10 protein-coding genes are annotated in these 12,777 nt (G+C 70.1%); 6 read left to right on the top strand and 4 right to left on the bottom strand.

All coding sequences use genetic code 11. The features are described from left to right. Positions 1 to 23 precede the first annotated feature (23 nt). From AC5P1C_RS08960 to AC5P1C_RS08940, 5 genes are all read left to right on the top strand, one after another. Positions 24 to 1,772, top strand: coding sequence for a dolichyl-phosphate-mannose--protein mannosyltransferase (locus AC5P1C_RS08960; RefSeq protein WP_493865148.1), 1,749 nt, complete (start codon positions 24 to 26; stop codon positions 1,770 to 1,772). 134 nt (positions 1,773 to 1,906) lie between these two features. Further along, positions 1,907 to 3,538 carry a penicillin-binding transpeptidase domain-containing protein gene (locus tag AC5P1C_RS08955; protein WP_493865147.1) on the top strand — a complete coding sequence of 544 codons (1,632 nt, stop codon included), beginning with the start codon at positions 1,907 to 1,909 and terminating at the stop codon, positions 3,536 to 3,538. A 94-nt stretch (positions 3,539 to 3,632) separates the two neighbouring features. After that, complete coding sequence (locus tag AC5P1C_RS08950) at positions 3,633 to 5,390, top strand: penicillin-binding transpeptidase domain-containing protein (RefSeq protein WP_493865146.1); 1,758 nt, start codon at positions 3,633 to 3,635, stop codon at positions 5,388 to 5,390. Between the two features lie 84 nt (positions 5,391 to 5,474). Beyond that, complete coding sequence (locus tag AC5P1C_RS08945) at positions 5,475 to 5,972, top strand: YbaK/EbsC family protein (protein ID WP_493865145.1); 498 nt, start codon at positions 5,475 to 5,477, stop codon at positions 5,970 to 5,972. Further along, the gene (locus tag AC5P1C_RS08940; protein WP_493865144.1) at positions 5,969 to 6,820 is read left to right on the top strand and encodes an EamA family transporter; all 852 of its coding nucleotides are present in this window, start codon (positions 5,969 to 5,971) and stop codon (positions 6,818 to 6,820) included. Before AC5P1C_RS08945 ends, AC5P1C_RS08940 begins: the two co-directional genes overlap by 4 nt. Before the next feature lie 316 nt (positions 6,821 to 7,136). Here the strand turns inward: AC5P1C_RS08940 and AC5P1C_RS08935 are convergent, their stop codons facing one another. Genes AC5P1C_RS08935 through AC5P1C_RS08925 form a run of 3 tightly spaced genes read right to left on the bottom strand, consistent with a single transcriptional unit; the run spans position 7,137 to position 9,731 of the window. Continuing rightward, on the bottom strand, positions 7,137 to 7,913 hold the full coding sequence (locus AC5P1C_RS08935) for an energy-coupling factor ABC transporter ATP-binding protein (RefSeq protein WP_493865143.1): 777 nt from the start codon (positions 7,911 to 7,913) through the stop codon (positions 7,137 to 7,139). Beyond that, the gene (gene cbiQ / locus AC5P1C_RS08930; protein ID WP_493865142.1) at positions 7,901 to 8,662 is read right to left on the bottom strand and encodes a cobalt ECF transporter T component CbiQ; all 762 of its coding nucleotides are present in this window, start codon (positions 8,660 to 8,662) and stop codon (positions 7,901 to 7,903) included. The genes AC5P1C_RS08935 and cbiQ overlap by 13 nt, the downstream gene beginning before the upstream one ends. Position 8,663: 1 nt before the next feature. After that, positions 8,664 to 9,731 (bottom strand): energy-coupling factor ABC transporter permease, encoded by a 1,068-nt coding sequence (locus AC5P1C_RS08925; RefSeq protein ID WP_493865141.1) that lies wholly within the window; start codon positions 9,729 to 9,731, stop codon positions 8,664 to 8,666. Positions 9,732 to 9,922: 191 nt separating this feature from the next. On the opposite strand from AC5P1C_RS08925, the gene AC5P1C_RS08920 reads away from it, so the two are divergent. Then, positions 9,923 to 10,264 (top strand): SsgA family sporulation/cell division regulator, encoded by a 342-nt coding sequence (locus tag AC5P1C_RS08920; protein ID WP_493865140.1) that lies wholly within the window; start codon positions 9,923 to 9,925, stop codon positions 10,262 to 10,264. A gap of 193 nt (positions 10,265 to 10,457) precedes the next feature. On the opposite strand, the gene AC5P1C_RS08915 is transcribed toward AC5P1C_RS08920, so the two are convergent. After that, complete coding sequence (locus tag AC5P1C_RS08915; RefSeq protein ID WP_493865139.1) at positions 10,458 to 12,695, bottom strand: MMPL family transporter; 2,238 nt, start codon at positions 12,693 to 12,695, stop codon at positions 10,458 to 10,460. Positions 12,696 to 12,777: the final 82 nt, after the last annotated feature.

Raw genomic sequence — 12,777 nt, 5'->3', positions numbered from 1 at the left:
GTCGGGTTCCCTACGATGGCGCGGTGACCAGTACCGCGTCTTCCCCGGACACCCGCCAGGGCCAGGCAGCCGAGGAGCAGCAGCCGTCGTGGCAGCACAGGCTGCGCCGCTTCGGTTACGTGGCGCGCACCACCGGGCCCACGGCCGATGTACGGGCCCGGCTCGTGCCCGCGTACACCGGACCGAGCCCGCGGGTGTGGGCGACGATCGGCATGCCCGAGCGGTACGCCGATCAACTGGTCCGGTGGTCGGGCTGGATCGGGCCGCTGCTGATCACGCTCGTCGCGGGCCTCACCCGGTTCTGGAATCTCGGCAGCCCGAAGGCCGTGATATTCGACGAGACGTATTACGCGAAGGACGCCTGGGCGCTGATCCACCGGGGCTTCGAGGTCAACTGGCCCGAGAAGATCAACGACACCGTCCTGCAGCAGGGGTCGGGCGTCACGATCCCCACGGACGCGGCGTACGTCGTGCATCCGCCGGTCGGCAAGTACATCATCGGCATCGGCGAGTGGATCTTCGGCTTCGACCCGTTCGGCTGGCGCTTCATGACGGCGGTGCTCGGCACCCTGTCGGTCCTGATGCTGTGCCGGATCGGCCGGCGGCTCTTCCGCTCGACGTTCCTGGGCTGTCTGGCGGGCGGGCTGCTCGCGGTGGACGGGCTGCACTTCGTGATGAGCCGCACGGCGCTGCTCGACCAGGTCCTGATGTTCTTCGTGCTCGCCGCGTTCGGCTGCTTCCTGATCGACCGTGACAAGGCGCGGGAACGGCTCGCGGCAGGGCTTCCGACCGACGAGGACGGCCGGGTCCGCCCGGACGCGTACGTCGCCCAGACGCTGCGCCTGGGGTGGCGGCCGTGGCGCTGGGCGGCCGGGCTCTGTCTGGGGCTCGCGTTCGGGACCAAGTGGAACGGCCTGTACATCATGGTCTTCTTCTGCTTGATGACCGTCCTGTGGGATGTCGGCAGCCGCCGCGTCGCGGGCGCCGACCGCCCCTACCGCGCGGTGTTGAAGCGGGACGTGTTCCCGGCGTTCGTCTCGACGGTGCCGGTCGCGATCGGTACGTACGTCCTGTCCTGGCTCGGCTGGATCCTCTCCCCGACGGACGGCACGGGCGGCTACTACCGCAACTGGGCGGCGACGGACGGCAAGGGCGGCTCCTGGACGATCCTGCCGGACTGGCTGCGCAGCCTGTGGCATTACGAACACGCGGTGTACGACTTCCACGTGGGGCTCTCGTCGCCGCACACGTACCAGTCGAACCCGTGGAGCTGGCTCGTCGACGGCCGCCCCGTCTCGTACTTCTACGAGTCGCCGCTGCCCGGCAAGGACGGCTGTCCCTCCGACACAGCCGAGAAGTGCGCCCGCGAGGTCCTCGCGCTCGGCACTCCGATGCTGTGGTGGGCCGGGGCCTTCGCGCTCCTGTACGTGCTGTGGCGGTGGGTGTTCCGCAGGGACTGGCGCGCGGGCGCCATCGTGTGCGGGATCGCGGCGGGTTATCTGCCCTGGTTCATGTACCAGGAGCGGACGATCTTCTTCTTCTACGCCGTCGTCTTCGTGCCGTTCCTGTGCCTGGCCGTGGCGATGATGATCGGCGCGATCCTGGGTCCGGCCGGCTCCAGTGAGCGACGGCGGGTGGTGGGTGCCGCGGCCTCGGGTGTCCTGGTGCTCCTGATCCTCTGGAACTTCATCTGGTTCTGGCCGATCTACACCGGCCAGGCCATTCCGATCGACTCCTGGCGGGCCCGGATGCTCCTGGATACGTGGGTATAGCCGCGTGCGTGTAATACACACCTTGGACACCTTCGGATAACGGCAGCCTCGTACGTCCCCAGCGCCGCTTATGGTTTCGGGCGAGCGACCCTCCCGAATTCATTCGTGAGGGCTCCTGGGGAGGGGAACGCGGCATGCGTAAAGGGGTAAAGGTCACTCTGGTCGGTGGGGTGTTCGCCGTCATGGTCGGGGGCGCGGGGTACGGCGCGTACAACTTGGTGAACGGCGTGACGGGGGGCGGCGGTTCATCGGCGTCGGGCCCCGAGGCGGTGCGGACGGGGCCGCCGACGAGCGCCGAGATCGGCGAGACGACGGAGACGTTCTTCACCGCGTGGGCCGAGGGCGACGCCGAGAAGGCCTCGCGCTACACGAACAACGCGGAAGCGGCCTCGCAGATCCTGACCGGCTACCGCGAGGACGCCCACCTGACGAAGGTGAAGCTCACGCCGGGCAGGCCCACCGGCGCGGCCGTGCCGTTCTCGGTCGAGGCCACGGTGTCGTACGAGGGGAAGACCAAGCCCTTTGCGTACGAATCCGAACTGACCGTCGTCCGCGGCAAGACCTCCGGGCGCGCGCTCGTCGACTGGGACCCCTCGGTCGTCCACCCGGACCTGAAGAGGGGCGACACCCTGGCGACCGGCGAGGCCGCCGCGCCCCCCATCCAGGCCGTCGACCGGCACGGTCAGGTCCTGGACAAGAAGGACTACCCCTCGCTCGGCCCGGTCCTTGACCAGCTGCGCGCGAAGTACGGCGACAAGGCGGGCGGCACCCCCGGCGTCGAGCTCTACGTCCAGCACGCGGACGAGGCTGCGGGCACCGAGACGCTCCTCACGCTCGCCAAGGGCAAGGCGGGCAAGCTGAGGACGACGCTCAGCGCGCCCGCGCAGCGAGCCGCGGAGAAGGCCGTGTCGCAGCACGCGAACTCCTCGGTGGTCGCCGTGCAGCCGAGCTCCGGCGAGGTCCTCGCGGTGGCCAACCACCGGCAGGACGAGTTCAACGCGGCGTTCCAGGGCAAGCTGGCCCCCGGCTCGACGATGAAGATCGTCTCGGCGGCGATGCTCATCGACAAGGGCGTGACGAAGGCGAGCGGCCCGGCTCCCTGCCCGGACTCCGCGGTCTGGCAGGGCAGACGGATCGACAATCTCCCAGGCCTGGCCCCGGACGAGAACGCGACCCTGGCCGACAGCTTCGCGCGGTCCTGCAACACCGCGTTCGTGAAGCTGGTCGACGAGGACGGCATCACGGACGAGTCCCTCACCGAGGAGGCACAGAACGGCTTCGGCCTCGGCCTCGACTGGAAGGTGGGCATCCCCACGCAGGACGGCGCCGTCCCCGCGACCGCGGGCGGCGAGCGCGCCGAGGCCGTCATCGGCCAGGGCAAGGTGCAGATGAACCCGCTCAACATGGCGTCGGTCACGGCGACCGCGATGACGGGGGCCTTCCGGCAGCCGGTCATCGTGGACCCGGGCATGGACGACCGTCAGCTGGCCCAGGCACGCGGCCTGCCCGCGTCCACGGTGCAGCAGCTGCGCCAGATGATGAACCGCACGGCGGTCAGCGGCACCGGCGCCCGCGCCATGTCCGGGCTGAGCGGCAGCATCGGCGCGAAGACGGGATCGGCGGAGGTCTACGGTCAGGAGAAGCCCAACAGCTGGTTCACCGGCTACCGCGGTGACGTGGCGGCCGCGGCGGTGGTCCAGAAGGGCGGCCACGGGGGCGACGCCGCCGGTCCTATCGTGGCGGCGGTGCTTGCCGCGGGCAGCTGAGGCATGTGGTCAGGGGCTTCATGAAAGCCCCCTAGGGTGGGGCCTTCCGGTGCGGAGCTTGGGGGCTCCGTGATCTGGGATCTGCGGAGGGTCAGTGGGCAAGCGAGGGCGCGCCAGCGAGCGCAAGGGCATCAAGAACATCACGGGCAGACCGGTTGCGCCGGGCGCACCGGGCGCGAAGAGCGCCAAGGTGCACCCCGGTGTGCTCGGCGGCGCTGCCGCCGTGGTCGTGTGCGGCGTGGGCATCGCCGCGTACAGCCTGATCGGCGGCTCCTCCGGCGACGACACAGGCCCGTCGGTCGACGAGAAGCCGGTGGCCGCGGGGCCGCCGACGGCCGCCGAGGTCCGTGCCACCACGCAGGACTTCCTCACCGCGTGGGAGAAGGGCGACGTGGCGAAGGCCGCGGCGTTCACGGACGACAAGGCGGCGGCGAAGACCGCGCTCACCGCCTACGCCAAGGATTCCCACCTCACCGATGTGAAGCTGACGCCGGGCAAGCGGGCGGGCGCGAAGGTGCCGTTCTCGGTCGCGTCCACGGTCTCGTACGAGGGAAGCGAAAAGCCCTTCGCGTACGAGTCCGAGCTCACCGTCGTGCGAAGAAAGCACGACGGCGAGACGCTGATCGGCTGGCAGCCCTCCGTCGTCCACCCCGACCTGAAGGACGGCGACCGCCTGGTCACCGGCGAGGCCGGGGACCCGCCGATCAAGGCGGTGGACCGGGACGGCGGCGAGCTGACGGCCAAGAAGTACCCCTCGCTCGGCACGGTCCTTGACAGCCTGCGCGAGAAGTACGGCGACAAGGCCGGCGGCAAGGCGGGCGTGGAGCTGCGCGTCGTGCGCAAGGACAGCGCGAAGGCGGCCGAGAAGTCGGCGACGACGAAGGACGACTCCAAGGCGACGCCCGACAAGACGCTGCTCACCCTCTCCCCCGGGACCCCCGGCACCCTGAAGACGACCTTCGACGCCTCGCTCCAGGCGGCGGCGGAGAAGGAGACGGGCAAGCGCAAGCAGGCGTCGGTGGTCCTGGTGAAGCCCAGCACGGGCGAGATCCTGGCGGCGGCCAACTCGAAGCCGACCGGCTTCAACATCGCGTTCCAGGGCTCGCTGGCCCCCGGTTCGACGATGAAGGTCGTCACGTCGTCCCTGCTCCTGGAGAAGAAGCTCGCGGGCGTCGACAAGAAGCACCCCTGCCCGAAGTACGTGACGTACGGCGGCTGGAAGTTCCAGAACGACGACAAGTTCCAGATCAAGGACGGCACGTTCCGCGCGAGTTTCGCCCGGTCCTGCAACACGGCCTTCATCAGCCAGGCCGAGAAGTTGGAGGACGACTCCCTGACCAAGCAGGCGCAGGAGGTCTTCGGCCTCGGCCGCGACAACTGGTCGATCGGTGTCCCGTCCTTCGACGGGGCGATCCCGGTGCAGAGCGACGCGCAGATGGGGGCGTCGCTGATCGGTCAGGGCGGGGTGCGGATGAACCCGCTGAACATGGCGTCGGTGTCGGCCACGGTGAAGTCGGGCACGTTCAAGCAGCCGTACCTGGTCTCCCCGGACCTCGACGAGCGCACGCTGGCGACGGCGCCGCGGAAGATGTCGGGCGGGACGGCTTCGGCGCTGCGTGACCTCATGAACTACACGGCTGTCGCGGGAACCGCGGCGAAGCCCATGTCCGGGCTCGGCTCCGACATGGGCGCGAAGACGGGCTCCGCGGAGGTCGACGGCCAGAAGAAGCCCAACGGCTGGTTCACGGCGTACCGCGGTGATCTGGCCGCGGGAGCGGTGGTGCAGGAGGGCGGGCACGGCGGGGACTCGGCGGGTCCGCTGGTGCGGGCGATGTTCCAGGCGGCCCAGTAGTCGCTGCCCTTTCCCCGGCGACTGCTGTCCGGTAGGCGGATACGTGGTCGCGTGCCCGGTACACGGACCGCTAGCGTGCCGGGCATGAGCGCTACAGATTCCCCCGCCCACCCCCGTTTCGCCGCGGCTCTGACCGAGCTCGGCCTCGCCGGACTCGTCGGCGAGGTCCGCCGCTTCCCGGAGGCGACGCGGACCGCCCAGGAGGCCGCCGCGGCCATCGGCTGCGAGCTGAGCCAGATCTGCAAGTCACTGATCTTCGCGGCGGACGGGGTTCCTGTCCTGGTCCTGATGGACGGCGCGTCGCGGGTGGACCTGGAGCTCGTACGGCGGGAGCTCGGCGCCGAGAAGGTGACGCGCGCGAAGGCGGACGTCGTGCGGGAGACCACGGGTTACGCGATCGGCGGCGTACCGCCCTTCGGTCACGCGACGCGGACGCGGGTCCTCGCGGACCGCTCCCTGCTGGACCACGAGGTGGTGTGGGCGGCGGCGGGCACTCCCTACGCTGTCTTCCCGATGTCCCCCAAGGACCTGGTCGGCCACGCGAACGGCACCCTGGTGGACGTGCGCGAGCTCGCCAAGTGACGCCGCTGGTCGCGGCGGCGGTGCTGCTTGCCGCCGTCACGCACGCGAGCTGGAACGCGATCGCGCACCACATCACGGACAAGCTGGTCGGCTTCACGCTCATATCGGGCGGCGGGTTGCTGATCGGCCTGCTCATCGCCCCGTTCGCGGCGATACCGGCCGCGGGCGCGTGGCCGTACCTGATCGTGTCCGCGGCGATCCACATCGGCTATTACGCCCTGCTCATGAAGTCGTTCAAGCTGGGCGACTTCGGCCAGGCGTACCCGATCGCACGCGGGACCGCGCCGCTGGTGGTGACGGTGCTCGCGGCGGTCTTCGCGGGCGAGATCCCGGACGCCTGGCAGGCGGCGGGCGTCGCGGTCTCCTGCGCGGGCCTGACGGGACTCGCCCTGTGGGGCATACGCGGAACGGGACGGCGGCCCGACTGGGCGGCGATCGGCGCGGCGTTGGCCACGGGTGTCTCGATCGCGGCTTACACGGTGGTGGACGGACTCGGCGTCCGGGCCTCCGGTTCCTCCATGGGCTACATCGCGTGGTTGATGATCCTGGAGGGCCTCGCGATTCCGGTGTACGCGGCGTACCGCTGGCGCGGGGCTTTCGTGGCCCGGCTGCGCCCGTTCGCGGCGGTGGGGCTCCTCGGCGCGGCCCTCTCCGTGGCCGCGTACGGCCTGGTCCTGTGGGCCCAGACGAAGGCGGAGCTGGCACCCATCTCGGCGCTGCGGGAGTCTTCGATCATTGTGGGGGCGGCGATCGGGACGGTGTTCTTCAAGGAGAAGTTCGGGGCGCCGAGGCTGGTGGCCGCGGGATTGATGGTGGCGGGGATCGGGTTGATGCTGCACGCGGGTTGAGGGGCGGCCGGGGCGAGATGCGGCTGGACGGGGGCGAGTTGCAGAAAACTTCCGCCGCCACGCCGTGAGCTCGGCGTGGCGGCGGAATCTTTCTGCAACTCGCCCAGCCTGGCGGCCTCCTACACCCCAGCAGCGGACCCCAGCACCGCCACCTCGGCCCACACCGCCTTTCCGGGCCCGGTCCGCTGAGTGACGCCCCATCGGTCGGCGACGACCTCGACGAGGAACAGCCCACGCCCTGAGCACATCTCACTGTTCGGCAGGGGGAAGGGGAACGGCAGTTCAGAGCCAACAGCCGCCCGAAGGCATGGATTCCCTACCGGTTCACCTTCACCGTCTTCGGATCGAAGCCGAACGGCAGCTCAAGCCGGTGCGCGCCCATCAAGGTCTCGTCCGCGAGGAGTTCACCCGTCGGCCCGTCCGCCGCGATCACGCCCTCGCTCAGGATCAGGGCCCGGGGGCACAGTTCGAGTGCGTACGGCAGGTCGTGCGTCACCATCAGGACCGTCACGTCCAACGACCGCAGGATGTCGGCCAGTTCGCGGCGCGAAGCCGGGTCCAGGTTCGACGAGGGCTCGTCGAGGACCAGGATCTCCGGCTCCATCGCGAGGACCGTCGCCACCGCGACCCGCCTGCGCTGCCCGAAGGAGAGGTGGTGCGGCGGGCGGTCCGCGAACTCGGCCATGCCCACCTGTGACAGCGCCTTGTGGACCCTGGCCTCCAGTTCGGGGCCGCGCATCCCGGCCGCCGCCGGGCCGAACGCCACGTCCTCCCGCACCGTCGGCATGAAGAGCTGGTCGTCCGGGTCCTGGAAGACGATGCCGACCCGGCGTCTGATCTCCGCCATGTGCTGCTTGCCCACGGGCAGGCCCGCGACGGTGACCGTGCCCGCGCCGCCGGTCAGGATGCCGTTCAGGTGCAGGACGAGCGTCGTCTTGCCCGCGCCGTTCGGGCCGAGCAGCGCCACCCGCTCGCCGCGGCCGATCGTCATGTCGACGCCGAAGAGCGCCTGGTGCCCGTCGGGGTAGGCGAAGGCCAGTCCGGCCACTTCGAGGGAGGGTGCGGGTGCGGGTGCGGCAGTCACAGGGTCCATCCCAACACGCAGACGACAAGAGCGGCGGACGGGAGTGCCAGCGCGTACGTCCACTGCGCACGCGACGCCGTCACCTCGTCGATCACCGGCATCGAACCGGCGTATCCCCGGCTGACCATCGCGAGGTGCACCCGCTCGCCCCTCTCGTACGAGCGGATGAAGAGCGCGCCCGCGGACTTCGCGAGGACGCCCCACTGGCTCACGCCCCGTGCCTCGAAGCCGCGTGACTCACGCGCGATCTTCATGCGGCGCATCTCGTCCGTGATCACGTCGCCGTAGCGGATCATGAACGAGGCGATCTGGACGAGCAGCGGCGGCAGCTTCAGCCGCTGGAGGCCGAGGAGCAGCGCGCGCAGTTCGGTGGTGGAGGCGAGGAGCACCGAGGCCGCGACGCCCAGCGTGCCCTTGGCCAGGACGTTCCAGGCGCCCCAGAGGCCGTTCACGCTCAGGGACATGCCCAGTACGTCGACGCGCTCGCCCTCCGCCACGAACGGCATGAGCACCGCGAACGCCACGAAAGGCACCTCGATGAGCAGCCGCTTCAGGAGGAAGGGCAGCGGGACGCGGGACGCGTACGCCACCACGCCGAGCAGCAGCGCGTACAGACCGAACGCCCACATCGCCTCGCGCGGCGTGGAGACCACCACGACCACGAAGCAGAAGACCGCCGCCAGCTTGGTGTGCGGGGGCAGGGCGTGGACGGGTGAGTGGCCGTGGCGGTAGAGCCGGTGGGCGTGGCCCGCGCCCATGTCAGGTGTTCTCCGAGGAGACGACCGCCGTGGACGCCGGGTCCACGTCCGTCGTACGGCGGCGTCGCAGCACCCAGAAGACCGTCGAGCCGGCGACGACGGTGACGCCGACGCCGATCACGCCCGCGAGGCCGCCGGAGAGGCGGCTGTCGGTGATGTCCTTGACGCCGTAGTCGGCGAGGGGGGAGTCCGAGGTGGCGTGTTCCTCGGTCTTCTTGTCGATGCCCTTGTCGGCGGCGACCTTCTCCAGGCCGTCGGGGTTCGCGGAGGCGTAGAAGCTGACGAAGCCCGGGAGGACGAGGGAGGTGACCAGGCCCGCGATCCACACCTTGCGGTGCGAGGAGCGTGCGGCGACGGGGGCGGGCTCTTCGGCAGCCGGCGCGTCGACCAGTTCGCCGCCGACCCGGAGCTTGAGCTTCTGGGTCAGGCCGCGGGCCCCGTACACGAGGTCGGGGCGGACGGCGATGACGGCGCCGACGGTGAGTGCGGTGATGGCCGCCTCGCCGATGCCGATGAGGACGTGCACGCCGACCATGGCGGTGGCGACCTTGCCGATGGAGACGTCGGTGGTGCCGCCGAGGGCGTAGAGGAAGGTGAAGGCGACCGCGGCGGCGGGCACGGAGATCAGCGCGGCGACGAAGGAGGCTGCGGTGATGGAGCGGCGGGTGCGCGGGAGCACCTTCACCAGGCCGCGGAAGATGAGGTAGGCCACGACGGTCGTGACGATCGCCATGTCCGTGATGTTCACGCCGAGCGCGGTCAGGCCGCCGTCGGCGAAGAGGACGCCCTGCATGAGCAGGACGACGGACACGCACAGGACGCCGGTATAGGGGCCGACGAGTATCGCGGCGAGCGCGCCGCCGAGCAGGTGTCCGCTGGTGCCGGCGGCGACCGGGAAGTTCAGCATCTGCACGGCGAAGATGAACGCGGCCACGAGGCCGGCCAGCGGCGCGGTCCGTTCGTCCAGCTCGCGCCGCGCGCCACGGAGGCTGACGGCGATCGCTCCGGCGGCGATGACCCCGGTGGCGGCGGAGACGGGTGCGTTGATGAATCCGTCGGGGACATGCATGCGCGCGCTCCTGGGCAGGACAGGAAGAGAGAGCAGAGCGGATCGCTCGTGAACCGTTCAATGATAGTGCCTTGTTGCGAACGGCTTGCAAGAGCGGTGGGTACCCAGTTATCCCGGTCACACTTGGAGCGAGAATCGGAATATATGGGACATTAGAGGGCAGAAGGCACGTGACGGTGAGGAGTTCGGCGATGTCCGCAGTAGAGCAGTACGCACGCGCCCACGTGGTCACGGACTCCCCCGACGACCAGCTCGCCGTCCCCGCCGTCCTCCGGTACGACCCGGAGGCCGACCCGCAGTCGGTGCGGATCGGCCTCCCCGGTTCCCACGAGTGGACCGTCGCCCGTCAGCTGCTCGAACAGGGCCTGCGGGCCCCGACGACCAGCGGCGACGTGCACATCTGGCCCTGCGGGCGGGTCCAGACGGTCATGGAGTTCCACTCGGCGCAGGGGGTGGCGGTGGTGCAGTTCGACGCCTCGGCACTGATCCGCTTCCTGCGCCGCACGTACGCGACGGCCCCCGTCCCGCACTGACGTGGTCTGACGTGGTCTGACGTGGTCTGACGTGGTCTGACGTGGTCTGACGTGCAGATCAGCTGACCTGCACGTCAGACGCGCACGAGTTCCCGCTCCCCGTCGGGGCCCCGCGGACCGGAAGCCCGACGGGGGCGGGGCGAGCGCGATTCCTGCTGCGCTCACCCCGCCCCCGATCCTCGGCGCCGCCCCGTCAGACCCGGACAGGCTCCCGATCGGCGTCCGTCTCCTGACCGGCGTCCGCCGCATCGGCGTCCCGCAGCCCCTCGCCCTCGACATCCACGTTCGGCAGCGCACGGTCCAGCCACCTCGGCAGCCACCACGCCCTCTTGCCGAGCAGCGCGAGCACCGCCGGGACCAGCGCCATCCGCACGATGAACGCGTCGAAGAAGACCGCGATCGCGAGGCCGAAGCCGATCATCTTCACCATCTGCTCGGACGAACCGATGAATCCCGCGAAGACCGCGATCATGATGACCGCCGCCGCCGAGACCACCCGCGCCCCGTGCCGGAAGCCGGTCACGATCGCCTGACCTGGCCGCTCCCCGTGGACGTACGCCTCTCGCATGCGCGTCACGAGGAACACCTCGTAGTCCATCGCGAGGCCGAAGACGACGCCCACCATGAAGATCGGCATCATGCTCATGATCGGGCCGGTCTGCTCCACTCCGAAGAGCGAGCCGAGCCAGCCCCACTGGAAGACCGCGACGACCGCGCCCAGGGCCGCGAGGACCGAGAGCAGGAAGCCGAGTGCCGCCTTGAGCGGGACCAGGATCGAGCGGAAGACGACGATCAGGAGGAGGAAGGCGAGGCCGACGACCAGGGCCAGGTAGGGCAGCAGGGCGTCGTTCAGCTTCTCGGAGACGTCGATGTTCATGGCCGTCGTGCCGGTCACCATGACGCTCGCGCCGGTGTCCGCCTTGATGTCCGCGCCCGCGTCACGGATCGAGTGCACGAGGTTCTCGGTCTCGATGCCGCTGGGCTTGGACGACGGGACGACACTGATGATCGCCGTGTCGCCCGCCTTGTTGATCATCGGCGGGGCGACCGAGAGGACGTCGTCGACGCCGGAGATCGTCTTGGTGATCTCGCCCGCCGCGGCCTTCGGGTCCTTGGTCCCTTCGAGGTCGGCCACCGTCATCAGCGGGCCGTTGAAGCCGGGCCCGAATCCCTCCGAGACCAGGTCGTACGCCTTGCGCTGGGTCGTGGACGTCGGCTGCGAGCCGTCGTCCGGGAGGCCCAGTTCGAGAGAGGACACGGGCAGCGCGGCGGCGCCCAGGCCGATGACACCGATGAGCAGGACGGTGAGCGGACGGCGGACCACGAAGCGCGCCCAGCGGGTGCCGAGGTTGTCCTTCGGGGCCTTCTCCTCAGCAGCCGCCTTCTTCTTGCCGCCGCCAAGCACCTTGCTCTTCTCGCCCGTGGGCTTGACCTTCTTGCCCGCGTACCCCAGCAGCGCCGGGATCAGGGTGAGTGCGATGAGTACGGCGATGACCACCGTGCCGGCCGCCGCGAAGCCCATCTTGGTGAGCATCGGGATGTTCACCACGGCGAGGCCGACCAGCGCGATGACCACGGTGAGCCCGGCGAAGACCACGGCCGAACCGGCCGTCCCCACCGCACGCCCGGCCGCGTCCTCCCGGTCCCTGCCGTCGGCGAGTTCGCCGCGGTAGCGCGAGACGATGAAGAGCGCGTAGTCGATGCCGACCGCGAGGCCGATCATCATGGCGAGCGTGGACGTGGTCGTACCCAGGTCGAGCGCGCTGGCGAGCGCGGTGATCGAGGAGACACCGATGCCCACGCCGATCAGTGCGGTAAGGAGCGGAAGCCCCGCCGCGATCAGCGATCCGAAGGTGATGACGAGGACGACGGCCGCGACCGCGATGCCGATGATCTCGGTGGCCCCGGTCTCGGGCATCGCCTGCAGCGCGTCGCCGCCGACCTCGACCGTGAGCCCGGACTCGCGCGCCTGCTCGGTCGTCTTCTCCAGGGCGTCACGGCTCTCGTCGGTCAGCTCCATCGAGGTGACCTTGTACGAGACCGAGGCGTACGCCGTGGAGCCGTCCTTGCTGACCGTCTTGGTCTGGAAGGGGCTGTCCGCCCTCGCGACCTCGTCCGAACCGGACTTGAGGGCGGCGACGGTCTTCTGGATCTCGGACTTGTTGGCCGGGTCGGTGACCTTCTCGCCGTCCGGCGCCTTGAAGACGACCCGGGCGCTCGCACCGTCCGCACTGGCTTCGGGCGCGCGCTCTTCGAGCAGGTCGAAGGCCTTCTGGGCCTCCGTACCCGGGATGGAGAAGGAGCTGGAGGCGGCGGTGGGCGCGGACGCGGCGCCGACTCCGGCGAGCGTCAGGAGCGCCACCCAGATCAGGGCGACGAAGTGCCGTCGCCTGAAGGCGAGTCGGCCTAGTTTGTAGAGGAAAGTGGCCACGAGGGCGTACTCCCGGTCAGGTCGTGGTGTCTACAGGGCAGGGGGGATCAGCCCGACGACGTGAGCGGTCGCGTCAGGTGGA

The sequence above is a fragment of the Streptomyces sp. A18 genome (assembly GCF_059026065.1).
Note: the sequence above shows the minus strand (reverse complement) of the source record. Positions and strands in the feature narration are given on the sequence as shown.

Bases quoted from the DNA above. Each gene is read 5' to 3' on its own strand.
- AC5P1C_RS08955 (WP_493865147.1), top strand. From the start codon at position 1,907: ATGCGTAAAGGGGTAAAGGTCACTCTGGTCGGTGGGGTGTTCGCCGTC.
- AC5P1C_RS08945 (WP_493865145.1), top strand. From the start codon at position 5,475: ATGAGCGCTACAGATTCCCCCGCCCACCCCCGTTTCGCCGCGGCTCTG.
- AC5P1C_RS08935 (WP_493865143.1), bottom strand. From the start codon at position 7,913: ATGGACCCTGTGACTGCCGCACCCGCACCCGCACCCTCCCTCGAAGTG.
- cbiQ (WP_493865142.1), bottom strand. From the start codon at position 8,662: ATGGGCGCGGGCCACGCCCACCGGCTCTACCGCCACGGCCACTCACCC.
- AC5P1C_RS08925 (WP_493865141.1), bottom strand. From the start codon at position 9,731: ATGCATGTCCCCGACGGATTCATCAACGCACCCGTCTCCGCCGCCACC.
- AC5P1C_RS08920 (WP_493865140.1), top strand. From the start codon at position 9,923: ATGTCCGCAGTAGAGCAGTACGCACGCGCCCACGTGGTCACGGACTCC.